At 44.0% G+C, this 26,918-nt stretch carries 22 protein-coding genes and 1 other RNA gene; 3 read left to right on the forward strand and 20 right to left on the reverse strand.

From position 1 onward, the window contains the following. Nucleotides 1–12 precede the first annotated feature (12 nt). The 4 genes from BMI76_RS00110 to BMI76_RS00125 all read right to left on the reverse strand — a co-directional run bounded on the left by BMI76_RS00110 (nt 13) and on the right by BMI76_RS00125 (nt 5,291). Complete coding sequence (locus tag BMI76_RS00110) at nt 13–2,397, reverse strand: primosomal protein N' (protein WP_075345614.1); 2,385 nt, start codon at nt 2,395–2,397, stop codon at nt 13–15. 41 nt (nt 2,398–2,438) lie between these two features. After that, the gene (rpoZ, locus tag BMI76_RS00115; protein ID WP_075345615.1) at nt 2,439–2,756 is read right to left on the reverse strand and encodes a DNA-directed RNA polymerase subunit omega; all 318 of its coding nucleotides are present in this window, start codon (nt 2,754–2,756) and stop codon (nt 2,439–2,441) included. A gap of 23 nt (nt 2,757–2,779) precedes the next feature. After that, a complete protein-coding gene (gene gmk / locus BMI76_RS00120) occupies nt 2,780–3,406 on the reverse strand; it encodes a guanylate kinase (RefSeq protein WP_075345616.1) in 627 nt (208 codons plus the stop codon). Nucleotides 3,407–3,683: 277 nt separating this feature from the next. Beyond that, complete coding sequence (locus BMI76_RS00125) at nt 3,684–5,291, reverse strand: ribonuclease Y (protein WP_075345617.1); 1,608 nt, start codon at nt 5,289–5,291, stop codon at nt 3,684–3,686. Between the two features lie 143 nt (nt 5,292–5,434). Here BMI76_RS00125 and BMI76_RS00130 point away from each other — a divergent pair, with 143 nt between their 5' ends. Continuing rightward, a complete protein-coding gene (locus tag BMI76_RS00130; protein WP_075345618.1) occupies nt 5,435–5,917 on the forward strand; it encodes an S-ribosylhomocysteine lyase in 483 nt (160 codons plus the stop codon). Between the two features lie 226 nt (nt 5,918–6,143). Here BMI76_RS00130 and BMI76_RS00135 read toward each other — a convergent pair whose 3' ends face one another. The 5 genes from BMI76_RS00135 to BMI76_RS00155 form a co-directional block, all read right to left on the reverse strand. Continuing rightward, nucleotides 6,144–7,838 carry a cell division site-positioning protein MapZ family protein gene (locus BMI76_RS00135; RefSeq protein ID WP_075345619.1) on the reverse strand — a complete coding sequence of 565 codons (1,695 nt, stop codon included), beginning with the start codon at nt 7,836–7,838 and terminating at the stop codon, nt 6,144–6,146. A gap of 17 nt (nt 7,839–7,855) precedes the next feature. After that, a complete protein-coding gene (locus tag BMI76_RS00140; RefSeq protein ID WP_075345620.1) occupies nt 7,856–9,010 on the reverse strand; it encodes a class I SAM-dependent RNA methyltransferase in 1,155 nt (384 codons plus the stop codon). Between the two features lie 59 nt (nt 9,011–9,069). Beyond that, an RNA gene (rnpB, locus tag BMI76_RS00145) (RNase P RNA component class B) lies at nt 9,070–9,435 on the reverse strand. A gap of 17 nt (nt 9,436–9,452) precedes the next feature. Further along, nucleotides 9,453–9,791: a cell division regulator GpsB gene (gene gpsB / locus BMI76_RS00150; protein WP_027974888.1), complete on the reverse strand. Its 339-nt coding sequence runs from the start codon at nt 9,789–9,791 to the stop codon at nt 9,453–9,455. 105 nt (nt 9,792–9,896) lie between these two features. Then, nucleotides 9,897–10,418: a DUF1273 domain-containing protein gene (locus BMI76_RS00155; protein WP_075345621.1), complete on the reverse strand. Its 522-nt coding sequence runs from the start codon at nt 10,416–10,418 to the stop codon at nt 9,897–9,899. Nucleotides 10,419–10,500: 82 nt separating this feature from the next. Here BMI76_RS00155 and recU point away from each other — a divergent pair, with 82 nt between their 5' ends. Beyond that, nucleotides 10,501–11,094 carry a Holliday junction resolvase RecU gene (gene recU / locus BMI76_RS00160; RefSeq protein ID WP_075345622.1) on the forward strand — a complete coding sequence of 198 codons (594 nt, stop codon included), beginning with the start codon at nt 10,501–10,503 and terminating at the stop codon, nt 11,092–11,094. Then, complete coding sequence (gene pbp1a / locus BMI76_RS00165) at nt 11,087–13,366, forward strand: penicillin-binding protein PBP1A (RefSeq protein WP_075345623.1); 2,280 nt, start codon at nt 11,087–11,089, stop codon at nt 13,364–13,366. Before recU ends, pbp1a begins: the two co-directional genes overlap by 8 nt. 186 nt (nt 13,367–13,552) lie before the next feature. Here the strand turns inward: pbp1a and pepC are convergent, their stop codons facing one another. The 11 genes from pepC to pbp2X form a co-directional block, all read right to left on the reverse strand. Beyond that, complete coding sequence (pepC, locus tag BMI76_RS00170) at nt 13,553–14,887, reverse strand: aminopeptidase C (RefSeq protein WP_075345624.1); 1,335 nt, start codon at nt 14,885–14,887, stop codon at nt 13,553–13,555. Nucleotides 14,888–15,024: 137 nt separating this feature from the next. Beyond that, nucleotides 15,025–15,849 carry an ammonia-dependent NAD(+) synthetase gene (gene nadE, locus BMI76_RS00175; RefSeq protein ID WP_075345625.1) on the reverse strand — a complete coding sequence of 275 codons (825 nt, stop codon included), beginning with the start codon at nt 15,847–15,849 and terminating at the stop codon, nt 15,025–15,027. Then, nucleotides 15,846–17,306, reverse strand: a complete 1,461-nt coding sequence (locus BMI76_RS00180; protein ID WP_075345626.1) for a nicotinate phosphoribosyltransferase — start codon at nt 17,304–17,306, stop codon at nt 15,846–15,848. Before BMI76_RS00180 ends, nadE begins: the two co-directional genes overlap by 4 nt. 441 nt (nt 17,307–17,747) lie before the next feature. Then, nucleotides 17,748–18,662, reverse strand: a complete 915-nt coding sequence (gene trxB / locus BMI76_RS00185; RefSeq protein ID WP_075345627.1) for a thioredoxin-disulfide reductase — start codon at nt 18,660–18,662, stop codon at nt 17,748–17,750. Between the two features lie 62 nt (nt 18,663–18,724). After that, the gene (locus BMI76_RS00190) at nt 18,725–18,949 is read right to left on the reverse strand and encodes a DUF4059 family protein (RefSeq protein ID WP_075345628.1); all 225 of its coding nucleotides are present in this window, start codon (nt 18,947–18,949) and stop codon (nt 18,725–18,727) included. Nucleotides 18,950–18,998: 49 nt separating this feature from the next. Further along, nucleotides 18,999–19,742 (reverse strand): amino acid ABC transporter ATP-binding protein, encoded by a 744-nt coding sequence (locus BMI76_RS00195; RefSeq protein ID WP_075345629.1) that lies wholly within the window; start codon nt 19,740–19,742, stop codon nt 18,999–19,001. Further along, complete coding sequence (locus BMI76_RS00200; RefSeq protein ID WP_075345630.1) at nt 19,742–20,545, reverse strand: amino acid ABC transporter permease; 804 nt, start codon at nt 20,543–20,545, stop codon at nt 19,742–19,744. Before BMI76_RS00200 ends, BMI76_RS00195 begins: the two co-directional genes overlap by 1 nt. A 506-nt stretch (nt 20,546–21,051) precedes the next feature. After that, nucleotides 21,052–21,867, reverse strand: coding sequence for a transporter substrate-binding domain-containing protein (locus BMI76_RS00210; protein WP_075345632.1), 816 nt, complete (start codon nt 21,865–21,867; stop codon nt 21,052–21,054). Between the two features lie 302 nt (nt 21,868–22,169). Then, complete coding sequence (locus tag BMI76_RS00215) at nt 22,170–23,513, reverse strand: DEAD/DEAH box helicase (RefSeq protein ID WP_075345633.1); 1,344 nt, start codon at nt 23,511–23,513, stop codon at nt 22,170–22,172. Between the two features lie 134 nt (nt 23,514–23,647). Further along, the gene (gene mraY / locus BMI76_RS00220) at nt 23,648–24,667 is read right to left on the reverse strand and encodes a phospho-N-acetylmuramoyl-pentapeptide-transferase (protein WP_075345634.1); all 1,020 of its coding nucleotides are present in this window, start codon (nt 24,665–24,667) and stop codon (nt 23,648–23,650) included. A gap of 1 nt (nt 24,668) precedes the next feature. Continuing rightward, nucleotides 24,669–26,918, reverse strand: a complete 2,250-nt coding sequence (gene pbp2X / locus BMI76_RS00225; protein WP_075345635.1) for a penicillin-binding protein PBP2X — start codon at nt 26,916–26,918, stop codon at nt 24,669–24,671.

Below are 26,918 nucleotides of genomic sequence, written 5' to 3' on the forward strand. Positions count from 1 at the left end.
ATTGCAAACCTTTTACATAAAGCTCTGCGGTTCATGGTCAATAATCAAACGCAAATCGCGGTTTTCTTTTTTCTGCGTTAAATCCAGAATCTGGTTCAAAACAGACTCCAGATGCTCTTCGAAGCGATACTTAATAATAATTTGATAGTGGTAGAGATTGTGTGTTCTGGCGATAGGCTTGGGTGTGGGGCCCAAAATTTTAATCTTATCCGTCAGCTCGGCTCTAAGAAGAGCTACCACTTCATAAGATTTTTTGACAGCCTCCTGCTCGTCCTTATGCGACAGGGTCAGGCCTACGGTAAAATAATAAGGCGGATAGGCCAAACTGCGGCGAATAGCCATTTCCCGGCGATAAAAGGCTTCATAATCCTGATTCTTAGCCATTTGGATGGCATAATGATTGGGATTATAGGTCTGTATCAAAACATCACCGGGCTTATCAGCCCGCCCTGCTCGGCCGGCCACTTGGGTTAAGAGCTGAAAGGTGCGCTCACTGGAGCGAAAATCAGGCAGATTCAAAGAAGTATCTGCATTTAAAACCCCCACTAAGGTAACATTAGGAAAGTCAAGACCTTTGGCAATCATCTGAGTGCCCAGAAGAATATCTGCTTCTCCTCTGCCAAAGGCCGTGAGAATTTTTTCATGGGCACCTTTTTTTCTGGTTGTGTCAACATCCATGCGCAAAATCCGGGCAGTTGGCAGCACTTGAAGCAGCTCGTCGTAAGCTTTTTGCGTTCCGGTACCGTAATAGCGAATCTTCTTGCTCTCACAGTTAGGACAGCTGTGCGGGATGCTTTTAGAAAAGCCGCAGTAATGGCAGTTCATGGTTTTCGTGTCCATGTGCAGGGTCAAAGAAATGTCACAGTTAGGGCAGTTATCCACATAGCCGCAGTCCCGGCACATGATAAAGCTGGAATACCCACGCCGGTTGAGCATGAGCACCGCTTGCTCCTGTCTAGCCAAACGCTCTTTGATCTTGTCAATCAATACCGGCGTTAAATTGCTTACTTCCTGCCGGCCTATAAAATCACGAAAATCAACAATTTCTACCTTAGGTACCTGAGCCAACGGGTTAGCCCGCCTGGACAGTCTCAGCAGTTGATAAACATCGCGGCTGGCTCTGGCTCTGCTTTCAATACTGGGCGTAGCACTGCCTAAAACAAGCACCGCCTTGTGATAGTCTGCCCGCAGCAGGGCCACATCACGCGCATGGTAACGCGGATTTGACTCTTGTTTATAGCTTGCTTCATGTTCTTCATCAATAATGATGGCACCGATATTTTCCACAGGGGCAAAAATAGCCGAACGTGCACCGACAACAACCTTGGCCTGACCGGATTTAATCTTGCGCCACTCATCAAATTTCTCACCGTCAGATAGACCTGAGTGCATGATGGCCACCTGACTGCCAAAACGAGAAATAAAACGGTTGGTCATCTGCGGCGTCAGCGAAATTTCCGGCACCAAAACGATGGCCGTCTTTCCCATCTTCAAGGCTCTGTCAATCACATGCAGGTAAACTTCTGTTTTCCCGCTGCCGGTAATGCCCTCTAACAAGTAAGGCTTGCTGCCTAGGCCAATAGCAGCCGTAATGGTTTCAACAGCTGACTGCTGCTCTTCATTTAAGTCCAAAAAATCAGACTGGGTGACATCTTCAAAGTAAGCATCGCTGCGATTGACTTCTACCTCTCTTATCTTCAGAATGTCCTCTGCAATAAAATAATGAACCACTTCCCGCGAAAAAAGACGTGTCAGTCCCGAGAGAGCCTGACCTTGCGGATGGCTGAGAAGGTAATCTTTCAGCTCCTGCCGCTTTTTAGCCCGTTTGCTGACAGTTAAGTCTGCTAATTTTTCGACATCAACTTCATAATACTTTTGTGTCTTAATGTTCTTTTTATCTTTGGCAATGTAGGAAACAGCAATTTTGCCAGCTTGAATCAAGCGCAGACTTTTCAGCTGAGCTTCTCTGTCTAGCTGCGAGAAATGAATTTGCTCCCTGCCTGCAAAAATCAGGGCCTTATCTGCCTGAGACAAGCCGTCCTGAGCTTTCAAGAGCCGGTCGTAATTCGAATTTAAAAGATTGGGAATCATCGACTTCAAAATCGAAATCTTATAAGAAAAAACCGTCTTGCGCATCCGATCAGCCAGCAGGAGCTGCTCCTGATTGAGCACCGGTTCTGCATCTAAAACCTCTGCCAAAGACTTTAACTGCTCATCGTCTCCTTCGGTAATAGCGACCACAAAACCCTGCAAAAGACGGTTTCCTCTGCCAAAAGGAACATGAACACGCGAACCTGCCGCAAGGACCGATGACAGTTCTTCCGGAATTTTATAAGAGAAAGGCTTATCCGTCTGCATTAAAGGCACATCCACAATAACCTCTGCAATTTTTACCATCATCTACCTCAAACATGAAAAATCTAAGATTGCCGCCAACCTTAGATTTTTTCACCTTCTTCTTCCTTTTCTTTAGCAATTTGTTCCTTGATTTTACGCTCTTCTTCTTCCTTAGCCAGACGTTCAGCTTCAGCTTTGGCACGCATCGCCGCCCGCTTAGCTTCCGGGTCAGGATGGATAACAACATTGCCTGATTCAATTTCCTCAAGCGCTTGGAGGGTTGGCTTCACTGATGAAAATTCCTGTGTCGGATTGGCGCCGGCTTCAAGCTCATGGGCACGTTTCGCCTGCAGCATAACAAGGGAATATTTTGACGGTACTTTATCTAATAAAGTATCAATCGAAGGTTTTAACATCATAGGTCTTTCTTCTCTTTTCTAATTTATCTTAGGGGCAGTTCTTCTTTAATCATTTTATCATAGCGCCCGATGACGCGCTCAACGCGGTAGTGTTCTGTTTCGATAATATGCTTAACGCGCTCTGCAGCCAGTTCAACTTCATCATTAACCACAGCATAGTCATATTCCCGCATCAAGGCTATTTCTTCCTTGGCACGTTCAATACGCTGGGCAATAACTTCCTGACTGTCCGTTCCGCGGCCTACCAAACGATCTTTTAATTCGGCTAAATCCGGGGGAGTCAGAAAGATAAAGACACCGTCCGGAACTTTTTGCTTAACCTGAAGCGCTCCTTGAACTTCAATTTCCAAGAAAACATCAATTCCCCTGTCAAGCGTCTCATTGACATAAGCCAAGGGCGTTCCGTAATAATTGCCGACGTATTCCGCATACTCCAGCATCTGGCCTTGTCTGATGAGCTCCTCAAATTCCTCACGTGTCCGAAAGAAATAATCAACACCGTCAGTTTCACCGGGTCTTTGCGGACGCGTTGTCATTGAAACCGAATATTCAAACTGATGGTCAGGTGTTGAAAAAATTTTCTGCCTGACAGTCCCCTTGCCGACACCGGAAGGTCCTGAAAAAACGATTAGCAAACCACGTTCAGACATTTTTAGCTCCTTAAAGTTTCTGTTTCTAGTTTAACAAAAAGCCACCTGTTTATCAAGAAAATTTTGCCCGTTTTCGCAGGCAAAATGCCAGCCAAACCGCACCAAGACTAAGAATCAGCCACCAAGAAAGTTCAGCCTGAGCAGTCTGCTTTCCCAGAAGGTTTTTTGTCTTTGACAGACAAACAAGTGCAGTTAATAAGGCCGGGCACATCTGTGTCCCAGCCTCTTTGTTTTTTTAGTTTGCTCTGCAGGGGCCTACTAAGGCAGCAGCTCATTGTTATTTAGCGTAATCAACGGCACGCAGTTCACGAATGACCGTAACCTTAATATTGCCTGGATAATCCAGATTGTTTTCAATTTTTTCACGCACTTTATGAGCCATGATAGTTACATCATCATCAGACAGTTTGGCAGGTTCTACCATGATGCGGATTTCACGTCCTGCCTGAAGGGCATAACTGTTTTGAACTCCCTCAAAGCTTGTTGCAATCTCTTCCAGATCACGCAGACGCTTGATGTAGTTTTCCATGGACTCATTGCGGGCACCGGGGCGGGCAGAGCTGAGAGCATCTGCTGCAGCTACCAGAACAGCAATGACCGACTCTGGTTCAACATCGCCGTGGTGGCTGGCAATTGTATTGATAACAACTGGGTGTTCCTTATACTTGCGGGCAAATTCTGTCCCGATTTCGACATGGCTGCCTTCAACCTCACGGTCAATAGCTTTTCCAATGTCATGAAGAAAGCCTGCGCGGCGGGCCAAATCAACATTCTCACCCAGCTCGCTTGCCAAAAGTCCAGCTAATTTACCAACTTCAACCGAATGGCGCAGGACATTTTGACCATAAGACGTACGGAATTGCAGACGTCCCATCAATTTAATCAGATCCGGATGAAGATTTGGAGCGCCGATTTCAAAGGCAGCTGCCTCACCGTATTCGCGGATGCGGTTATCCATTTCCAAACGGTTCTTCTCGACCAATTCTTCAATCCGAGCCGGATGAATGCGGCCATCCTGAATAAGAGCTTCCAAGGTCATGCGCGCAATTTCTCTGCGGATAGGATCAAAGCCTGATAGAACAACAACTTCAGGGGTATCATCGATGATAATATCAATACCCGTCAGACTTTCCAAGGTGCGAATATTGCGGCCTTCACGACCGATAATCCGTCCCTTCATACTGTCATCAGGCAGGTGGACAGTCGTAATTGTCTGCTCTGTAACATAATCTCCTGCCAAGCGCTGCATGGCCTGAGCCAATAGATTTTTAGCGGTCTTATCAACCTTATCCTTCACTTCGCGATCAGCTTCTTTGATGCGGTTAGCAATGTCGTGGGACAGATTCTTTTCTGTTTCAGAAAGAATAATACCACGCGCTTGTTCCTGACTTAGAGCTGCTACTCTTTCCAGCTCTTCAGTTTTCTTCAGTTCTAATTGTTCAACTTGTTGCTCACGCTCATTAATATGTCTAGATTTATCGGACAGACTTTGCTCTTTGCTATCAAGCAACTGTTCTTTACTGCTTAAATTCTCATCTTTACGGTCAAGAGAGCTTGCACGTTCAGTCAAACGTGCCTCCATTTGCTTGAGCTCTTGTCTTTCAGATTTAAATTCTTTTTCAATCTCTTCGCGATATTTTCTAGCCTCTTCTTTTGCTTCTAAAAGCAATTCCTTTTTATAGGCCTTACTCTCACGTTCTGCTGTTGTCCTAATATGCTCGGCATCCATTTCCGCCTTGCTCCGAGCATTGACAGCATCTTGTTCTGCATTTAAAAGAGTCAGCTCTGCCGTTTCTTTAGCCTTTTTTAATCGGGCTGAAATAACAACATAGCCAATAACCAAACCAATGAGGGAGAAAACAAGTGCTAAAAGAATATTTAACATGTCTTACCTCAAAAATTTTATTGGATTTCAATTAGAAAATCCAAATTATAGTTTATCATAAAATATTATTTTCTACAATAAAATTATCAGCAGTATTTCCTAATTTATGATATGATTATCGTAAATTGACAAAGGAGATTATTATGTCTAAAAAAGTTATTGTTGAAAGTTTTGAACTGGACCATACAGCCGTAAAAGCCCCCTATGTCCGCCTCATTTCAGAAGATCAGGGTCCAAAGGGAGATGTGATTACCAACTTCGATATTCGTTTGGTGCAGCCCAATGCAGATGCCATCCCAACCGCCGGCCTTCATACGATTGAACATTTGCTGGCTAAGCTTATCCGCCAACGGATTGACGGTATGATTGACTGCTCTCCTTTTGGCTGCCGCACCGGTTTTCATCTCATTATGTGGGGCCGGCACACGACAACAGAAATTGCCCAGGTTATCAAGTCCAGTTTAGAAGAAATCGTCCAGGCTACTTCTTGGGAAGACGTTCCCGGAACAACGATTGAATCCTGCGGGAACTACAAGGATCACAGCCTCTTTTCCGCTAAGGAATGGTCCGCTCTTATTCTCGAGCAGGGCATTTCCGATGACCCCTTTGAACGCCGCCTCGTCTGATAACTGCTGAAAAGCGAGATCAAATAAATCAACCTGTCTTTATCCGCTGCTGAAAACGAAGAGCCCGAGCTAGCGGAACAGCAAGATTTAAGATCTTGCTTTTTTATTGCTGCAAACTCAACAGCAGATTTCTTCTCTTAGCAGCAGTCCGAAAAATCTGCCCAATTTAAAAAGCGAGTTTGCCAAATGCTGCAGCTGATTGCAGCAAAATGGATACTCGCTTTTTTTAATAGTCTAATTTATCCGAATTTCCGGAAGCATTGCCGACAAAGTAACCTGTCTTACAGTTGATAGAGAAAAGATAGGTTCCATCCGGCTTAAACATATTATAATAGCCATTGCCATTGATAATATTGACTTTTTCAAGAATGTAGTTATTACCTGTGATATAGCCGCGCTGCTGCGAAATCGCAACAATCTTTTCCAGAACACCTGCATTGAAGGTCCATGCCGGATTGCTGCTGTCTGCAATCTTAGACTGATCATAAGGAACCCGGCTGCGATCCCGCTGAAGCGTGGATACATCATAATTAGAAATGCCGTGACCAGATGCACCTGACGGAGCAGAAGCTGCGGCGTTGGAAGAACCGCTGTTTGGAGCGGCCTGTGCCGGTGCACTCGATGCGCTATTTCCAGCCGAATTAGAAGAGTTATCAGCAGCAGCTGAACCGGCTGAATCAGAGCCCGAGTTCTGAGCATTTTGCCCACTGCTGCCCGAATTTGATGCGGCGTTGCTGTTCGTATTAGACGAAGAGGCCGCCGCATTGCTCGCCTTTTTCTTAGCGTCCAGCTGTTTACGGCCGTCAGCAATGACTGACTTCAACAGCGCATCCAAGGTAGCATTGCCCGTGTTTAATGTGTTTTCTGAAATATCATCAAAATTAGCGTCATCTTTTACAGTTGCCGCTTTCTTTGCGCCATCAACAATAGCATTGGATTTAAATTTCCCGTTGACCGCATTAATGGCAGAGAACTGCCGTTTCAGGCTGTCATATTTTTTCTTAGCTTCATCATAGTACTTGCTGCCCTTAAGTTTTTTTAAGGTTTTTTCCAGCTTAGGCATGTTCGCAAACTGGCTGTTTTTCAGCTTGACACGCTTAGCATCTGCAAAGAAGGCTGAGTAAGATTTTTCAAACTCTTCTGAGACTTCGGCAAAATCTGTCTTCTTCTTTGCCGATGTTGATGTCTTTGCTGTCTTGCTGGTTTTAGGTGAAGGATTGCTCAAATTGTAAACACCATAGGCCGTACCACCCGCCAACAAACAAAGAACAATAAGAGAAGGAATAATAACCCGCTTACGTTTATAAAACGGCTTTTCTTCATGATCATCTTCATCTTCATCAAAATCAGCAAAGAAATCATCAGAAGCTGCATTGCTTCTGCTGTAAGTAGAGGCAGCTGGTTCAGTAGTCTCTTCTTCTGCTGCTTCTGCAGGAACTGCTTGTTCCTGCGTATCTGTCAGAGGCACGTCATCAAATTCAGCCTTATGCCAGACTTCCTGATCAGGATTGACAGCCGGAGCAACAATGGTATCTTCCAATTCATGCTCAGAGTGAGTCTCCTCAGTCGATGCGGATGCAGCTCTTGAAGCTTCCGGCTCTTGCTCAGCAGATTCCTCTTCTATAGGATCAATTAAACCGGTGTCAGCCAATTCCTGACGCTGCTGCTTGATGAAATTATCCAGTGCACTGGTATCAATGTTCTGAAAATCATCACTCTTCGTATCAAATTTTTGTGAAGCGACTTCATCACGGTGCTGCTTAATATAGCGATCAAGCACACCATCTTCTTCTCTTACGCCAGCCTTGATTTCAGAATCCTTGCGTACAGCCTCTTCGACTGTCATGTCTTTGGCATCTTGAAAATCAAGTTTTTCTGCATTTTCCGTGTTCTCTACTGAGTTATTTTCTTCCTTGGACACGCAATGTTTCCGCCTTTCTATTTTAGCATACGCTTGACACGCTGACCGTAGAACTGATACAAATCAACCCTTAAGGTTCCATTGTAAAGTTTACGTTTTTTATCTGCTTTTCGTCTGAATTTTTCTTCAAAATTCTCATCGCTGGTTAAAATAAATTGACTCCACGTTTTTAAAGGAGCAAAAGTTTTACCCATTTCATTATACAAAATGTCAACTGCTTTGTCATCAAGCAATCTCTCCCCGTAAGGAGGATTGGAGACAATAACACCGTTGATTTTATCGGTTTTAAAGTCTTGCAGGCGCATTTGTTTCAATTTGACTACATCTTCGAGTCCGGCTTCTCTGACATTTTTCTGAGCGATTTCAATCATCCGGCCGTCAATATCAAATCCTGAAATATCGAGCTCTGCCTCGTAATCAGCCTGCTCATCTGCTTCCTTGCGCACCTTATCAACCAAGTCCTTATCCACCCAAGGCCACTTTTCAAAAGCAAAATCACGGTTACGGCCCGGTGCCATGTTCATGCCAATCATAGCAGCTTCAATACAGAACGTTCCCGAACCGCAGGTCGGGTCAACAAAAGGTTTATCCGGAAACCAGTTGCTCAGCAAAAGAATAGCGGCAGCCATATTTTCTTTAATGGGAGCGCCGCCTTTTTCCGCACGGTAGCCGCGTTTAAAAAGGCTGGAGCCTGTCGTATCAATCATCAGTCTGGCCTTGTCTTTTAAAATGGACACTTCTATCTTAAATTCAGGTCCGTTTTCAAGCAGGGGGATGTTTTCAGGCCTGTGAAAATGCTTCTGCAGTTTTTTGACAACTGCCTTTTTCGTGATGCTTTGAACGCTGGGCTCATTGTGCAGTTTGGATTTAACAGACTTAGCCTTAGCCACAGGAAAGCGGCAGCCTAAAGGCAGATAGCTTTCCCAGTCAAGAGCATAGACCCCCTGAAAAAGCTCTTCGAAGGTTTTGGCCGGAAACTCTCCAACCAAAATCTTAATACGGTCTGCCGAGCGCAGCCACAGGTTTGCTGTAGCGATTGTTTCGATGTCTCCTTTGAAAAGAACTCTGCCGTTTTCCACCTGACAGTCAATTCCCAGCTGCCTTAATTCCTTGCCGACAACTGCTTCAATTCCTGCTGCCGCTGTTGCTATTAAATCAAAAGATTTTTTCATAATTCCTCACTAAATGACAATAAAAGCTAGCAAATCGCTAGCTCACCTATTATGCAATTTTCTATAAGCCATGTTTTGTTCCAAAGGTGACTAGGTCTCACCTTCTTCGATAATCATCTGTCTACTGCTATGCAGTCAGAAAAGACCGTTCTGCTTCCGGCTCTTCCATGCCCCTACCAAAGTTTGGGTTGCTAGCTTGAGGGGTTTACCGCGTTCCACTTTTTACGTTTCCGCAAAAACTACGTCACTGTGGCACTTTCAGGATGACTCTCACCTATCCGAAGACTTAGTGATTTTATCCGCCGTAATGTGCAAAACACATCCCTAGGCTTATTTGTTCGCCTAGCACAAACACTACCGGCATCACAGCCAGTGCTAGCATGGACTTTCCTCATGATAAAATTACCACGCGATTATCCAAAAATTGCACAGTTCTCCCTTTTTATTCGGTAATTTGCTTGCCGAAAACTTCCTTTTCAAGCCGGCTGATACGCTTCAAAATATCAAAATTTGTTGCAGTTGTCGCCACATGGCTGGAACCTACAGCAGAAGCCGATGCCGCTGACGGATGAACGGTCTCCTGACGTTTTTTAGCCTGCTTGACTTCTTCCTTCAAACGAGCATTTTCCTGACGGAGCTCTTCAATCGTTGACATGTAAGTCTCATAATCCTTGATGATGTCATCAAGAAATTCATCAACTTCTTTTTTGTCATAGCCTCTCATGCTCGATTTGAATTCTTGTTCAAAAATATCTTTAGGGGTGTACATAATACTTGCCATTCGTTCATCTCTCCAAACATATCATTATGTGTAGAACTGGCCTACACTATCATTCATAATCATACAGAAAATTAATTTAAAAATCAAGTCTTTTATGTACAAATTCTAATCTAAATCCTGCACGATATCATTTAATTCTTCAAAAGTAAGACATTTCAGCGGATAAGTATCTTTGGCCTTGATCATTTGATACAAATATTTGAGATTCGTTTCTTTATCTTCGTCATAAAATAAATAAGCACCGTCTGTATTGTTCAGCAAAAATTGATTGTACTGCTTGAGTTGGCTGGGATTTTGATAGCTATCATAGACATATTTAACAAAATCTGTCTGTTTAAATTTCGCCAGTTTTTCCTGATTGCCTTCATTCCAGTTCTGTCCATGATTTTCAAAAAGGAAAATGGTTGCCAGCTGAACGTCATATGTTTCTTGGAGCTCTAAAGCCACTTCCAGCGCCCAGTATTCAAAGCCCAGATTTCCCAGAAAAATAAACCAGTCTGCTCCCTCATCCAAAAAGCGAAGGAGGTCGCGTTTGATGGCTTTTTTGATAATTGGTATTTTAGGATCCTTATCTTTAAAAATTCCTAATTCAAAACTTTTGTAACCAGTAATAAGAATTGCGGTCATAGACTGTTTTCCTTTTTAAATTTATGATATAATAGGATATGCTTTATGTTATGTTTTACTTTATTGCAGAGTTAGGAGAACTATGGTCAACTATCCGCATCATTTAATTCGTAAACAAAGCAGACCTGACCAAACGGCTAAAACAACTGATTTTGCCAATCGAGGTATGTCCTTTGAAGCAGCGATCAATGCGACAAATGAATATTATCTGTCCCAGCAGATTGCTGTTATCCACAAGAAGCCGACACCTGTTCAAATTGTAAGGGTGGATTATCCTAAGAGGAGTCGCGCTAAAATTGTCGAAGCCTATTTCAGACAGGCCTCAACGACAGATTATTCAGGAGTTTATAAGGGATATTACATCGATTTCGAGGCGAAAGAAACGAGACATAAAACATCGATACCCATGAAAAATTTTCATGCTCATCAGATTAAGCATATGTCACAAGTTTTAGACCAACAGGGTATCTGTTTTGTCTTACTGCATTTTTCAACACTTAGAGAAACCTATTTGCTTCCTGCTTCCTACCTGATTCGCTTTTATCAGATTGATAAGGGCGGGAAGTCTATGCCACTTGATTATATCAAAAAAAACGGCTATCAGGTCAACGAGTCAGCATTTCCTCAAGTTCCTTATTTAGACGTTCTTGAAAAAAATATTTTAGGCGGTGATTAAAATTAAAAATAAATTGAAATTTGACAAATCCAAATTAAAAAATCTCAAATTTAATAAATCCAGTTTTAAAAACGTGAAATTCGATAAGCGTTTTGGATTAAAAGTTTTAAAATATGGACTTGGCATTATTCTAAGCGCCGTTATTTTAGCTATTATTATCGGGGGGCTCCTCTTTACCTACTACGTCAGCAGCACCCCCAAACTCTCTGAGACCAAGCTCAAGGCAACCAATTCCAGTTTGGTCTATGACAGCAGCAATAAATTGATTGCCGATTTGGGAGCTGAAAAACGTGAGAGTATTTCTTCTGACAATATTCCTATCAATTTGGTCAATGCTGTAACCTCTATTGAGGATCACCGCTTTTTCAAACATCGCGGGGTTGATATCTATCGGATTATTGGTGCAGCTTGGAATAACTTGGTCAGTAAATCCACTCAAGGGGGGTCAACACTTGACCAGCAGCTGATCAAACTGGCGTATTTCTCCACCAAAGCATCGGACCAAACGTTAAAGCGTAAATCGCAGGAAGTTTGGCTGTCGCTGCAAATGGAAAGAAAATATACCAAAGAAGAAATTTTAACTTTCTATATCAACAAGGTTTACATGGGAAATGGCAACTACGGAATGCGTACGGCTGCCAAATCCTACTATGGCAAAGACCTTAAAGAGCTCTCTATTGCTCAGCTGGCAACCTTGGCCGGAATTCCGCAGGCACCGACTCAGTATGACCCTTATGCTCAGGCAAAAGCAGCAACAAACCGACGAAACACTGTTTTGTCTCAAATGTATAAGCATAAAAAGATTACTAAGTCTGAATATGACACGGCGGTCGCTACACCAATTTCAGATGGTCTGCAGGAACTCAAGCGCACGTCCAGCTATCCGAAATACATGGATAACTATCTGAAGCAAGTCATTGCTGAAGTCAAGAAGCGTACCGGTCAGGATATTTTCTCAGCCGGCATGAAAGTCTATACAAATGTCAACGCCGAGGCTCAGCAGTACCTTTGGAATATTTACAATACCGATCAATATGTTGCTTATCCGGATGCTGATTTCCAAGTTGCTTCAACTGTTATGGATGTTACTACTGGTAAAGTTATCGCTCAGCTCGGCGGACGCAATCAGGATACAAAAGTTTCCTTTGGTACCAACCAAGCTGTCCTGACAGACCGCGACTGGGGATCAACTATGAAACCGATCTCCGCTTACGGTCCAGCCTTGGAGAGTGAAGTCTTTACCACAACGGCACAAATGCTCAATGACTCCGTCTACTACTATCCGGGAACCACTACTCAGGTCTATGACTGGGATCGCCGCTACAACGGCTGGATGACCATCCAAACCGCTATCCAGCAATCCCGTAACGTTCCGGCTGTAAGAGCTCTCGATGCTGCCGGATTAGACACTGCTAAAGGCTTCTTAAACGGTCTTGGTATTGACTATCCGGAAATGCGCTATTCAAACGCCATCTCAAGTAATACAAGCAGTGCTGACCAGAAGTACGGAGCCAGCAGTGAAAAAATGGCTGCAGCCTTTGCTGCCTTTGCCAACGGCGGAACCTACTACCAGCCTCAATATGTCAACAAAATAGAATTTAGCGACGGTACATCAGAAACCTATGATGCTAAAGGCAGCCGGGCGATGAAAGAAACAACTGCCTATATGATGACAGACATGCTCAAAACTGTACTGACCTACGGTACAGGTACTGAGGCAGCCATTCCCGGCCTCTACCAAGCAGGTAAAACCGGAACATCCAACTACGATGACCATGAACTAACTGAAATGGCTGAAAAGTATGGCATCAATCCATACGGACTGGGTACTATTGCTCCCGATGAAAACTTTGTCGGCTATACAACGCAGTATTCGATGGCAGTTTGGACCGGCTACAAAGACCGGCTGAAACCTGTTTACGGAGAAAGTCTTAAAATAGCAACTCAAGTTTATCGGGCGATGATGTCTTATCTGTCCAGCTCAGGCAGCTCCGACTGGGTAATGCCTGACGGCCTCTACCGCAGCGGCGGCTATCTTTACTTAAATGGTTCTTCTGGTTCGAACAGCAGATACGGTGCTGCTCCCGTAACTTCAGGATCATCTGCAGCTGATGATGCTGACAGTGATGAGGAGGAGACAGACAACCAAGATGATGATCAAAATACCAGTCAAGAACAACCAGAGCAGCCGGCAACTCAGGCACCTCAAAGCAGTGAAGCTTCTTCTGCAAACAGTGAAGCAACCTCTGCTGCAGAGACAGGCTCTGAATAAATAATTAATAAAAAAGATACCTGAAAAATTTGCTTTCAGGTATCTTTTTTATGCTTTATTTTTCAAGACAGCAGCCATACAATCACTAAAACTGAGCGGCCGTCTAAGAACAGATTCGCTTAACTGCAATAAAAGAGTTGAAAACTGCCGCTTTGCCAAGGATCACTGCCTGATTGAGTTCAGATTTTACCTAGCCAAGGCACCCATTGGATCCCAAGGTGCAAGGACTACTGGTTCAGCTTCATAGGCAGTCAATTCTTCAGCCGTAAGAAACTCTTTGCAGACAACAATCTGATACGTATACTCATCCATCCAAGCATCTGAGGCAACAAAGTAGCCTTTTTGGCCAACCTTGTCTCCCCAGGAATTTTCAACCTTCCATTTAACCGCTTTGCCATTGTCATCCAAATCAACCCCTGTCAAGACCATGGCATGGGTCATCAAACTTTCGCTGTAGTCAAGGCGGCCGGCTTTATCCTGTGTTAAATCAATATCCATAGCAGCCTTAAAGTCGTAGGTATTTGTTGCAAGGATACCCTTTTGCCGGTCAGACACCTGTCCGACATCAGAACCAAACCAGACTGTTTCTCCCGCCTGCATTTGAGCAATAGCCAGTTCCTTGAAACGTTCCATATCAAGATTGAGATAGCGAACAGCAGGGCTGCCTACAACATTTCCCAGCATTTCGACAGTGTAGGACTTGCCATAAGGCTTATCAGCTGTCGGAGCATTGATAATAGAAACATAATCGGAAAGTTTGATACCGACATACTTTTGATAAAAGGCCTGCGGTGTCATATTCTTTTCAGACTGATAATGATTGTCCTTATCACGGTAAGCAAAATCAAAGGTGCGCGGCGGCAAGCCGAGGTTCATGGCAAGAAAATTGAAAACATCCTGCAAAAGTTCTTCTTTCTTGCTTTGAACGGCTCTACTGTCTGCACCTCCTGCAATCAGCTCACGCAAAAGTTGAGCATCTTGGCGGAGCAATTTATTGAGGTATTGGTTGAGTTCCCGGCTGTTGCTTGATGAAATGGATTCTGGGTAGGCAGCTTTAGGAACCACACCGTATTTTTCAAACAGAGCAACCACCATATCCCACTGGCCCCCATCTTGCTGCGGAACATCAAGCAAGAATCTCACCTTGCGGCTGCTGAGATCTTGATCTGCTGTGGCAATGATTTGCTCGAAAAACCAATTAGCTTTTTCGTATTTGTCCCAAAAGAAGGTGTGAGCCTGAGACAGTTCAAAATTTTCTAGTTTAAAATCGGCAATCATCTTATGGCGAAAAGTATTGAGAGCCGCAAACATCCAGCAGCGGCCTGAAGCTTTTTGATTGGCGACTTCGTCCTTGGTCAGATCGATGGAAAAAACATGGTCGTTGTCTATTTCGCTCTGACGTGTTTCCAGCGACTTCAGCAGGCCATTGTGAGTAACGGCATTTTCAACTGCTCGAAATTTAGCCTTGGCTTCGTACTGGTCAAATAATTTATCTGTAAAAGTTGTTGTTAATTCTGACATCTAATCTCCCTTTCCTATCATCTCAGCATTAAAGTCCTGCTGTTTTATGCTGCCTTTTAGTCTCCTAGCAGCTGATGGTGACACCTAAAAAGACCTGCTTCTTGTACTGCATTTTCCGTTAGTTCTGCTTTTTAATTTTAGCGCCAAAAATCATCAAAAATAGAAATGGGCAGATGGCGTTTATGCTCAGTCTTGTGCCACCAATTTTCGATTTTTTCCTGAGCTTCAGCAGAAATTTCTTTGCCTTCCAGATAGTCATCTATATCATTGTAAGTCACTCCCAAGGCCACCTCATCGGCAATTCCTGGTTTATTTTCTTCAAGGTCTGCAGTCGGAACCTTTTCATACAGAGCCTTATCTGCTCCCAGTTCGGCTAAAAGCTGTTTTCCCTGGCGCTTATTCAGACGGTAAAGCGGCAGGATGTCCGCACCGCCGTCGCCAAACTTCGTAAAGAAGCCGGTAATGTTTTCAGCGGCATGGTCCGTACCAATAACAGCTCCGCTGTTTTCACCGGCAACAGCATACTGAGTAATCATGCGCTGACGAGCCTTAATATTGCCCTTGTTAAAATCAGAAACAGATACTCCTGCTTCTTTAAGAGCTGCCACCTGACCGTCAACGGCTGCCTTAATATTCACTGTCAAGCTGACATCCGGCTGGATAAAGGTCAAAGCACGCTGGGCATCGGCTTCGTCAGCCTGTGTGCCGTAAGGCAGGCGAAGTGCGATAAACTGATAGTCTTGATTCCCAGTTTCCTGCCGCAGCTCTTCTATGGCAATCTGCGCCAGACGGCCGGCCAAACTGGAATCCTGACCGCCGGAAATTCCTAAAACATAGGTTTTCAAAAACCGATGTTTTTTCAGGTAGTCTTTTAGAAAGTCAACTGATTTGCGGATTTCTTCCTTGGCATTAATACTGGGCTTTACACCTAATTGAGCAATTATTTTCTCCTGTAAACTCATTGAACTTCACCTTTCTCATAGGCTTCTTTGCGGATACGATCAATAAGGTTCATCTTGTTTTCCCAAACATCACGCGCAAGGTCAACCGGATAATCCTGAGGATTGAGGACACGCTTATATTCATCCCACAATTTATCAAATTCCTTGCGGGCATATTCTTGAATCTCCTGCAGACTTGGCTGATTATAAACGAGGCGGCCGCGGTCAAAAATATCAACCAGCAGCGGCACTGCATCAAAATCCTTCACTTTTTTATTGATGTAAGTATAGGTTGGGTGGAACATATCCAGCTCTTCTAAATCATTGACATCAATATCAGTAAAAGTGATATAATCGCCTTCTGATTTTCCCTTAGCGCGGCTGGTGATGCGCCAAACTTGTTTTTTGCCTGGCGTTGACACCTTCTCAGCATTGTTGGAGAGTTTGATGGTGTCCTGCATGACTCCCTTGTCATCTTCAATAGAGACAATCTTGTAAACAGCTCCCAAGGCCGGCTGATCATAGGCTGTGATTAGTTTAGTTCCTACTCCCCAGACGTCAATTTTAGCTTTTTGCATTTTGAGGTTGAGAATGGTATTTTCATCAAGATCATTGGAAGCATAAATCTTAGCATCAGGATAACCGGCTTCATCCAGCTGTTTTCGCACCTTCTTAGACAAATAGGCCATGTCTCCTGAGTCAATCCGCACACCTAAAAAGTTAATCTTATCGCCTAATTCATTGGCCACCCGAATAGCGGCAGGTACGCCCAGACGAAGCGTATCATAGGTATCTACCAAAAACACACAGTCCTTATGAGTCCCGGCATAAGCCATAAAGGCATCATAATCGTTGCCGTAGGCCTGGACGAGAGCATGCGCATGAGTTCCGGAGACGGGAATGCCAAAGAGCTTGCCTGCGCGGACGTTGCTGGTTGCATTGGCACCGCCGATAACGGCAGCCCGTGTTCCCCAAATGGCCGCGTCCAATTCCTGTGCACGCCGAGTACCAAACTCTAAAAGCGGTTCATCCTCAATAACTGAGCGGATACGGGCCGCTTTTGTAGCAATCAAGGTTTGAAAATTGACAATATTTAAAAGAGCCGTTTCGACCAGCTGGCACTGAGCAAGCGGGCCTTCAATCTGAACAATGGGTTCATTGGCAAAAACTAAGTCACCTTCCTGAGCAGATTTGACACTTAAGTCCAGTTTAAAATTTCTAAGATAAGTGAGGAAATCTTCTGGATAGTTGAGCTCTTCCAAGTAGGCCAAATCAGTTTCCGAAAAACTTAATCCCTGTAAATAGACAATCATCCGCTCCAAACCTGCAAAAACGGCATAACCGTTTGCGAAGGGTTCCTTGCGGAAATAAATTTCAAACACAGCATTTTTATTGTGGATACCTCGGTCAAAATAGACCTGCATCATATTGATTTGATACAAATCTGTATGTAAGGTTAAACTGTCATCCTTGTACATACATACTCTCCTTTATTTAAGATACAAAGAGCGTTAAGAAATCCGTATAAAAATAGGAAACGGACGCCGTGTCGTTAAGACACAAGGACGTTTATCTTTTTTACTAGGATTTTAGCTCGTGTTCAATTAGTAAGATACGGTAGAGGTTTGTTTGGTTAGTAAAATCGACTAACCAAACAAAGTGTCGCAAAGGGCGTAAAGAAAGCGAGAAGAAAATAGAATCCTAACGCCATGCGCTTGCGCATCAGGCAGGCTATCTTTTTCTCGATACTTTTAGCCCGTATTTAATTATGTTTATTGCTACTATTATATCACAAAATCGCTAGCCGATAAGCTAAAGTGATAATAATCACAAAAAAGTCTGCTTCTTTCAGCATATAAAAAACCAGCTCCAGACTCTAAGCAAATGAAGGTCAGAATTGGAAACTGGCTTTCTTCTTTTTAAAAATGATTGACAATATACTGATAGGCTTCCTGAGCTGCTACCGCACCATCTCCGACAGCTGTCGTAATCTGACGCAGGTCTTTTTGACGGACATCGCCGACAGCAAAAATGCCTGAGACCTTGGTATTCATGTGGTCATCCGTTGGAATCCAGCCGGCTTCATCGGTGATAGACAGACCCTCCACCATGCTTGAAACCGGATCAAGTCCTACATAGATAAAGACACCGCCAAATGCATGGTTGGTCACCTGACCGGTCTTGACATTTTCAATATCAACGCTGGTAACCTTGACATCATTGCCTTTGATTTCTTTGACAACCGAATCCCAAATAAATTCGACCTTGTCATTGGCAAAAGCACGCTCTTGCAACACTTTTTGAGCTCGCAGCTCATCACGGCGGTGAACAATCGTCACCTTATTGGCAAATCTGGTTAAGAAGAGAGCTTCTTCAACAGCTGAATCACCGCCGCCGACAATCAGTAGATCCTGTCCGCGGAAAAAAGCACCGTCACAGACCGCACAGTAAGAAACACCTCGGCTGTTGTAGGTTTCCTCTCCTTCCACTTCAAGAGGACGGTGCTTGGCACCGGTAGCAACGATAACCGTTCTTGTTTGGTAGCTGGCATCTTCGGTCAGTACTTTTTTGACCTCTCCGTGGTCTTCAACTGCAGTAACAATGCCGTAGAGATTTTCAACCCCAAACTTTTCAAGCGGTTCGTGCATCTTCATTGATAATTCCGGTCCGGAAATCATTTCGTAGCCGGGATAATTTTCAATATCAGACGTATTGTTCATTTGGCCGCCCGGTGCTCCCTGCTCTAAGACAGCAACCTTAAGATTGCTTCTGGCAGCATAAAGAGCCGCTGTCATGCCTGCAGGACCCGAGCCGATAATAATTGTATCGTACATAGCTTCCCTTTCTTGCTTTTTTGTTCTTATATTCTAAATCAAATTGTCAAAATTTGCCAATGTTATGCTTTAATCATCAAAATGATAGCCATGAAAGCAAAAGACAAGATGGGAATCGTTACTAAATCCATCAGCAGGGCCTCATAGAGAATCGTCAGGCGCTCTTTGGATGTCTTATCTTTTTTTCTGACAGCACGGTAAAGAATCCATCCGGCACTGGCTAAAACAACTGTTAAAGCAGACAAAAGCAGTCCTTGTACATATAAATTAAAAATCTCTGCTAGCATATTACCACCCTAAATAAAAATACTCCAAGTCCAAAGTATTCTTATTATATCAAATAAAGGTTTTTTTGTAACTGGCAAAAAACTCTTTGGTCCGTTCTTCTTTTGGATGATTGAAGAGCTGATCCGGTGTCCCTTCTTCCAGAATATGCCCCTTCTCAAGGAAAAGGACCTTGTCAGCTACCTGGCGGACGAAACTCATATCATGACTGACCAAAACCATGGTCTGACCTGACTTAGCCGCATCCGCAATTGATTTTTCAACCTCGCCGACAAGCTCGGGATCAAGTGCTGATGTAGGTTCATCCAGCAAAAGAACATCCGGCTTCATGGCAAGAGCCCGTGCCAGAGCCACACGCTGTTTCTGACCTCCCGAAAGGTGACGGGGATAATGGTTTTCACGGTCAGATAGGCCAACCTTGGCCAGTTCTTCCTTGGCAATCTTGGTCGCTTCTTCATCGGATAATTTCTTAACGATTTTAAGGCCTTCCTTGACATTGTCCAGCGCCGTCCGGCGTTCAAAAAGGTTAAACTGCTGGAAAACCATAGCTAATTTGCGGCGCAGCGTCAGAATTTCTTCTTTGGTAATGGTATCGAAATTGACCTTGAAATCATCAATTTCAATCCTGCCTGAATCAGGCTGTTCCAAATAATTCATGCTGCGCAGGAAAGTCGATTTTCCCGCACCGGATGCACCGACAAGGGCGACAACTTCTCCCTTTTCAATATCAAGATTGAGACCGTCTAAGACTTTTTGTCCGGAAAATTCCTTGGTCAAATTGGAAATGCGAATCATTAGCGGACACCTCCTTCCACTGCCTGATCCTTAACGAGGTTACTAGGAGAGGAAATCTCCATTTTCTGTTCAATCAAACGTCCGGCCTGCTCAATTAGAATGCTGACCCCCCAATAGATAATGGCTACAGAAATGAAACGTTCAAAATAACGGTAATCGCTGCCGCCGAGAATCTGAGCCTGAGCAAACATTTCGACAATACCGGCATTGAAGGCAAGAGATGTTCCCTTGGTCAAACCGATTAAGGTATTAATCAGGGTCGGGGTCGCAACAACTGCAGCATTAGGAATAATAACCCGGCGGTAAACCTGAAGAGTCGTCATTCCCAGGCTCCTGGCAGCCTCGATTTCTCCTGAATTGACCGACTGGATAGCTGCTCGGATAGTCTCGCTGGTATAGGCAGCCTCATTAAAGGCAAAGGCTGTAATGGCAAAAACAGAAGCCGGGATAGCATTAATATTAAAATCAGTTCCCAGCTTTTGATTGAGAGCCTTCAGCAGCAAAGGAATCCCATAGTAGGTCAGCATGAGCTGAACCAAGATGGGTGTCCCCCGCAGGAAAGAGACAAAGAAAGCCTGAATCGGATAGAGAATTTTGACCCGATTAATTTTGACAACAGCAAAAAGAAGAGCCAAAATCAAGCCAAAGACAGAACCGCCTAAGGTTAGAATCAGCGTTGTCGGCAGTTTCTCCAAAATAGAAGGAATCGCGTCAAATACCGCCCGCCAGCTAAAGAGTTTCCCATTGGGCAGGCTGCTGACAAGTTTGTCATACCAGCCTGCCGCTAAAAGTAAATAAAACATAGTTCTCCTTTAGTTAAGATACAAAGGGCGTGAAGAAAGCGAGAAGAAAATAGGAGCCTAACGCCATGCGTTTCGCGCATAAGGCAGGCTATCTTTTTCTCGACGCTTTTAGCCCGTGTTCGATTAACAAGATACGGTAGAGGTTTGTTATCTAAGTGCTCTGCACTTGATAACAAACGAGGCTGGGCAAAATCTCATCCAATATTTCTGTTTTGGAATAAGCTCTTGACGCAGTGGTTGGCTGGCTTTCCTTTTGCCACAAGGCCAAAGCGGAAAACCTAGCCAACTGTGCGGAGGTGGGAATACGAACCAAAATTTTCAATTTTTGGGTTGATCCCACTCCCTGCCTCTCCCGCTAACTTCGTTTGGCTAGTAAGATCGACTAACCAAACATAGTGTCGCAAAGGCGTAAGCGACACAAAACAAAATAGGAAAGCTGACGAAGATGCCTAGCATCTAGGAAGTCTTTCTCTTTTTGCACAGTGTCGTAGCCGTGTTCAGTTAAATCAATCAAGCGAAGAAACATAATCGCCGCCAAAGTATTTCTGGCTCAGTTTTTTCAAAGTGCCGTCTTTTTGAAGGACTTTGATGCGTCTATTAACAAACTTCTGAAGTTTTTGTCCTGTCTTGTCCTTGGCAAAAAGAAGGTATTCCAGACCGTCCTTGGCTCCGCCGACTTTCCCCTGAACATTAGCAACCTTCAGCTTCATGCCTTGATCCTTGATGACTGTTTTCAGCGAAATGGCATCGTAAAGAAGGAAGTCAATCTTTCCTGCTTCGACATTTTGGAGACGCTGGGTCAAGGTCACACTGTTGGCTACATAATGAATGTCAATAGCTGTCTCATCTGAATGGCGCTTGTTCCAATTTTCAAGAATGGCAGCATAGTTAGAACCGGCATAGACTTCTACCGATTTGCCAGACATACTGTCTAAAGTGTTAAACTTGCCCTTTTTACTGGCAATGGCGTAATTAGATTTTGAGACAGGATCTGAAAAGAGGTATTTTTCTGCTCTTTCGTCGCTGTAGTTAAAATTATTGGCCGACATCTGATAGCGACCGGCATCTATCCCCGTTAAAATGGAGGAAAAAGCCACAGTTTCAAACTTAGCCTTATACTGTTTTGAGCCCTTAAAAATAGCCTTCACTAAGGCAATATCGTAACCATCAAATTGTTTATCTTTTTTATAGGTAAAAGGTGCAGTATCTGAATCAGTAGCCACTGTCACTGTTTCCTTTGCGGCTGCCCTGACCGGTGACACTAAAGCCAGCGTCGTTACAGCAAGCAAAATAGAAGCAGCCAGTAATTTTTTTATTTTCATATCGTTCTCTCCCCAAATAAATCTGCAGCTTATGTTCACTATATCTCAGTCTATCACGATAAACAAGCTCTGTATAATAGTTTTTTTCTATCACAGTGATAATCTTTCCCTATCACTGCTGTTAAAGCAATCGTCCTAGATCAAAATACCTGAGGAGACTTTAATAATAGCACCCGTCCGCTTCTCTTTCAAACAATTGAACTGCTCTTTGCTCAATGCAACATTTAAGGCTGGAACACATTTGTCCCAGCCTTCCTTTCTTCTTAAATCATGTCAGATTACTGACAGCAGACTGTTACTTGTTAAAAGTTTTGTCTTTTGGCCTTGCGCTCTGCACGTCCCTTAGCACGAGCTTCTGAACGGCGGGCTTTACGCCGTTTTTCGTCCACCTTCCACTGAATTTTCTTTTTGTAGCCCGGCTTGATTTTTTTCTTTTTCTTCTTCACCAGACCAATCATTTCAGTATCTAATTTTTGATAAGTCTTCTCACGGTTGATGCGGCGGTCACGGTCATAAGTATCTTCAATACTGCCATTTTTCACCATTTTCGGTGTAAAGGCAATACCCATTTTTTCAAGTTCTCTGATATCTGAATCATCACTGGGCTGATAAAGAGTGATGGCTGTCCCGGAAAGCCCCATGCGGCCGGTACGTCCTACACGGTGCACAAAGAAGGACAGATCCTGCGGAATGGAGTCATTGATCACATGACTGACCCCTTCGATGTCAATTCCCCGCGCAGCAAGGTCTGTTGCTACAATGTATTCAAACTGCAGCTTTTTCACCTGATTCATCACACGCTTACGTTCCCGCGATGGGATTCCCCCGTGAATCTTAGCAACCTTCAGGCCGTTAGCCGTCAGATAGGCATGCAGTTCATCTGCCCGCTCCTTGGTATTGACAAAAATAATGGCCAAGTAAGGATTCAACAGCTGAGCAATTTCCAAAATTTGGCTGTTTTTATCGCGGCCCTTGGTCGAGATCAGCCAGTTGCTGATGGTATCTGCAATAACCGTATGATTTTGGATTTTTTCCATGATGGGATTGCTCAGATATTTTTTCAAGAAAGGCTGCAGCTTTTGCGGAATAGTTGCCGAAAAGACCAGTATCTGAACGTCTTTGGGCAGGGTGGCAGCAATCTTGTCCACTGTATTCAAAAAGCCCATATCAAGCGTCATATCCGCCTCGTCAACAACAAATGTCCGTGCCTTGTGAATATCAAGATAGCCCGAATGAACGAGGTCATAAATACGCCCCGGCGTGCCGATAACAATTTGCGGCTGACCGGCTTTTAATTTTTCAATCTGACGCAGCTTATCCGTTCCGCCAACATAATAAGCAAGGCGGATTTCCTTGTCTGAAAAAGCCGCAATTTGCTTAGCAGCCTCATAAATCTGTCTGGCCAATTCACGGCTGGGGGCTGTAATCACAGCCTGAACTGCTTCTAGGTCTTCTTCCAATGTTTGAAAAACAGGCAACAAAAAAGTATGTGTTTTCCCTGAACCTGTCTTTGATTCCCCAACCAAATCCTGTCCGGATAAAACAAGAGGAATCAGGCGCTCCTGCACCTCTGTCGGCTCTTCAAAATGCAGGGCTGCAAGAGCCTGATTGATATAGTCTTTAAATGCAAAATCTGTAAATGTCATAGGTACCTCATAGTGCTCTTATAAACCGTATATCCTAAAGAGCATTTTCAATTATTATAGCAGAAAATAAGACAGGAAAGAAGCCTCCTGCCTTATCCATTAAAAAATGCGGCAAATACCGCACCCTTATCTTCTTATAAATACAGCAGAGCCAGCGTCAACAGGCTTCCGCAGATGCCCAGAGCCCAAAGAAAAGCATCAACCTTCCACTCGCTCCATTTAGCACCTGCTTTGGTCAGACTCAGACCTCCTAATTCCAGATGATGATGAAAGGGGGTCATACGGAAAATTCGGCGGCCTTCGCCATACTTTTTCTTTGTGTATTTAAAGTAAGCAACCTGCAGCATGACTGAAGCTGTTTCAAAAACATAGACAATCCCAATAAGCAGCAAGGTCCATTCCTGCCGCAGAGCTATGGAAATGGCAGCCAGCATTGCTCCCAGAGCAAGGCTTCCGACATCTCCCATGAAAACCTTGGCCGGCTTATGATTGTAAACAAAGAATCCAAGCAGGGCACCAATCATGACGATAATAATGAGAAGAATATCAAACTGCTTTTGCTGATAGGCGATAACCCCATAAGCTGCCAGACTGATAACAACCGAAATAGAAGCCAGGCCGTCAATACCATCTGTCAGATTGACAGCATTGGAAAAGCCGACAATCCAAAACAAAATAAAGGCAATGTAAAAAATACCCAGATGCAAAGGAAAACCAAAGACATTTAAAGAATCTGCTCCGCTTGGGCGAACATGAACAAAATAGAAAACTAAACCGCCGATAATCTGCAGAGCCATCTTCTGTCCTGCCGTCAAACCTTCATTAATCTTCTTAAAAATCTTTAAAAAATCATCAAGAAAGCCAACAGTTCCATAGATTAAAATAATGAACAAAATGGCCAAAGTTGCACCAAAAGCCGGTCCATTCACAAGATTAACAAGAAAGGCAAATATGAAAGTTACCAAAACAGCAACTGCCAGAAAGACAGTTCCTCCCATCGTCGGAGTGCCTGCTTTAGCCAAATGCTGTTTCACATCCTCATGCATCTGCTGACCATTAATTTTTTTCAGCTGATAAAAGCGGATGAAAGAGGGCATAGCAAGAACGGTCAAGATAAAAGACGCCATTCCTGCAATGATCATAGTGGTTAACATGTTAGTCTCCTAGAGTTATTCTAATTTTTTTCAAGTTTTTAAGTTTGCTGCCAGTACTGATGCTTTGTTTGATGACTTTTCCGGATTTTTTCCCCTTAAAAACCACATTGATACCGGTCCAGTCCTCAAATTTCTTGACATTTTTCTTGGTCCAGCCGTACATATCAGGCATGGTTTCAAAGTGACTGGTCAGCATTAGCACCTGCTGGTTTTCCTTCAGGTTTGAGCCTTCAGATACAGATGTTTTGGTGATTTTATTGCCCGTTCCAAGCACGATAGGATGAACAAGATTCTGACGAAGTTCATCGGCCGTATCGCCCGGACTTTTTCCGATAACATCCGGCAGACGGTACTTGGTCTGCTGATCTTCCGGTGTTTCAACCGGCGACAGCAGCGTATCCTTCATCAAAGTTGCTTCTTCCAAAACAGGATTGACCACATCCTGCCAAAAGGCGACACTAAAGGTTTTTGGCTGCTGCAGGGTTACATACATAATAAAGTCAGGATTGTCAGACGGCACCATGGCTACAACCGAATAGATATAGTCGGTGCTGCCGGTCAGATAGCCTGACCCGTCTTCAGAAGCAATCTGGGCAGTCCCTGATTTAACGGCGACAGACTGATTGCCGACCTTGATGACAGGCCCGCCCAGACTGGCTGAATAGAGGGTTCCATAATAGGGGTCTGTTCCGACAGTTACCATATACTGCCGAGTTTGCTTGGCTGCATCTGCCGATACAGGATTACCGACAACTTCTTTTTTAGCTGTACGGCTGGTTCCTGTTTTAGGATCATAAATTTTTGTGATGAATTGAGGTTCGAGCATAACACCGTCATTTGACACGGATGAAAAAGCTCTGAGCATCTGTGTCTGGGTTACTCCGATCCCCTGTCCGAAAGCACTCATGGCAATCGTAACCACATTGTCAGACGGCAGCAGTCCCGAGGCCTCACTGCCCATACCAAAACGAGTCGGCAGACCAAAGCGGTATTTACTGAGGTAGCTAAGCCAATTATCATTGCCCATCTTTTGCTCCAGCAAGGTCATGCCGACATTACTTGAATAGGCAAAACCTTGGGCAAAAGTCATATAGCCCCCTTGAGAGATCCCTTCGTTGACAGACCAGTCTTTAATGGTTGCATCGGCCAGAGAGAGGCTGGCATTATTGTAGGTTTCATTCGGATTGAAGACACCCTCGTCAATAGCTGCCGCAAGCAGCATGACCTTCATTGTTGAACCGGGTTCATAGTTGGTCTGATAGAGAGTATTTTGCCAGGTGAACTCCTTGGAATCCAATCCCTCTTTCGTATCTGAATTAAAGCTTGGCCGCTGCGATGTTGCTAAAATTTCTCCCGTTTTTGCATTAACAAGAGTGGCACTCGCCTGAACACCCTGAGCCTTGCTTTGGAAGGTGTCCATCTGCGTTTCTAAATAGGTCTGGATAGGAGCAGATAAGGTCGTATAGACATCTTTTCCGTCCACCGCTTTTTTAACCGTTGTCGCAGCCCCCAGCAAGGTGTTGCCGTTTTTATCTTTTTCGTAGGTCACTTGTCCGTCTTTCCCGGACAAAAGTTTATCCAGAGCAGCTTCCATGCCGGTTGCACCAACCAGGCTCTTGCTGCCGTCCTTATTTTCTTTAACCTGGGCCAGACCGATGAATTGTGATGCAAAAGTACCGTTTGGATACATGCGGCCGGGACTTGTAGTGAAAGCGACTCCCTTAATTTTGGCATCCTCAAGCGCCTTGGTCACAGCTGTCATCGTGCTGTAGGTGATATTTGACCCTTTGGTCCCAAAAGAAACCTGAGTTAATTTTTTTTGCTCCAGCTGAGAAATAACATATTTTTTCTCCATGCCCAGATGCTGATGGAGAATATCAGCGACCTTATTGTACTGATAAGGCTGCACATAAAGTTTCTCTCCGGCAGTGGACACATAGGATTTATCAATAACAGCATAGACATTGTAGGTTGTTGAGTCCTCGGCAATGGGATTGCCATTGCGGTCATAAATCGTTCCGCGCTTGGCCTGAACTTTCTGCACTGTCTGATAAACAGAGGAAGCTCCCTTGGATAAATTAACACCGAACTTTCTGTCTGTTCCGATAATGATAATAAAATTAATAATGAAAACGAAAAAGACAAAGACAGACAAAATCATTAAATTTTGTCCGACACGTTCGCGGTTTTTTTCAGGTGTCCTGCGATCACCTATGACATAGTCTAAAAATCGCTTTTTAAAGTTATTCAT

The sequence above is a fragment of the Streptococcus sp. 'caviae' genome (genome assembly GCF_001937065.1).
Lineage (GTDB): Bacteria > Bacillota > Bacilli > Lactobacillales > Streptococcaceae > Streptococcus.

Coding starts and splice junctions, on each gene's coding strand:
- BMI76_RS00155 (WP_075345621.1), bottom strand. CDS start 10,418: ATGACCGCAATTCTTATTACTGGTTACAAAAGTTTTGAATTAGGAATT.
- nadE (WP_075345625.1), bottom strand. CDS start 15,849: ATGAGTTTACAGGAGAAAATAATTGCTCAATTAGGTGTAAAGCCCAGT.
- mraY (WP_075345634.1), bottom strand. CDS start 24,667: ATGTTAACCACTATGATCATTGCAGGAATGGCGTCTTTTATCTTGACC.
- BMI76_RS00195 (WP_075345629.1), bottom strand. CDS start 19,742: ATGATTCGCATTTCCAATTTGACCAAGGAATTTTCCGGACAAAAAGTC.
- BMI76_RS00140 (WP_075345620.1), bottom strand. CDS start 9,010: ATGAAAAAATCTTTTGATTTAATAGCAACAGCGGCAGCAGGAATTGAA.
- BMI76_RS00190 (WP_075345628.1), bottom strand. CDS start 18,949: ATGCTAGCAGAGATTTTTAATTTATATGTACAAGGACTGCTTTTGTCT.
- BMI76_RS00215 (WP_075345633.1), bottom strand. CDS start 23,513: ATGACATTTACAGATTTTGCATTTAAAGACTATATCAATCAGGCTCTT.
- BMI76_RS00110 (WP_075345614.1), bottom strand. CDS start 2,397: ATGGTAAAAATTGCAGAGGTTATTGTGGATGTGCCTTTAATGCAGACG.
- gpsB (WP_027974888.1), bottom strand. CDS start 9,791: ATGGCAAGTATTATGTACACCCCTAAAGATATTTTTGAACAAGAATTC.
- BMI76_RS00130 (WP_075345618.1), top strand. CDS start 5,435: ATGTCTAAAAAAGTTATTGTTGAAAGTTTTGAACTGGACCATACAGCC.
- BMI76_RS00180 (WP_075345626.1), bottom strand. CDS start 17,306: ATGTACAAGGATGACAGTTTAACCTTACATACAGATTTGTATCAAATC.
- rpoZ (WP_075345615.1), bottom strand. CDS start 2,756: ATGATGTTAAAACCTTCGATTGATACTTTATTAGATAAAGTACCGTCA.
- trxB (WP_075345627.1), bottom strand. CDS start 18,662: ATGTACGATACAATTATTATCGGCTCGGGTCCTGCAGGCATGACAGCG.
- pepC (WP_075345624.1), bottom strand. CDS start 14,887: ATGTCAGAATTAACAACAACTTTTACAGATAAATTATTTGACCAGTAC.
- pbp2X (WP_075345635.1), bottom strand. CDS start 26,918: ATGAATAACTTTAAAAAGCGATTTTTAGACTATGTCATAGGTGATCGC.
- BMI76_RS00125 (WP_075345617.1), bottom strand. CDS start 5,291: ATGTTAAATATTCTTTTAGCACTTGTTTTCTCCCTCATTGGTTTGGTT.
- gmk (WP_075345616.1), bottom strand. CDS start 3,406: ATGTCTGAACGTGGTTTGCTAATCGTTTTTTCAGGACCTTCCGGTGTC.
- BMI76_RS00210 (WP_075345632.1), bottom strand. CDS start 21,867: ATGAAAATAAAAAAATTACTGGCTGCTTCTATTTTGCTTGCTGTAACG.
- recU (WP_075345622.1), top strand. CDS start 10,501: ATGGTCAACTATCCGCATCATTTAATTCGTAAACAAAGCAGACCTGAC.
- BMI76_RS00200 (WP_075345630.1), bottom strand. CDS start 20,545: ATGTTTTATTTACTTTTAGCGGCAGGCTGGTATGACAAACTTGTCAGC.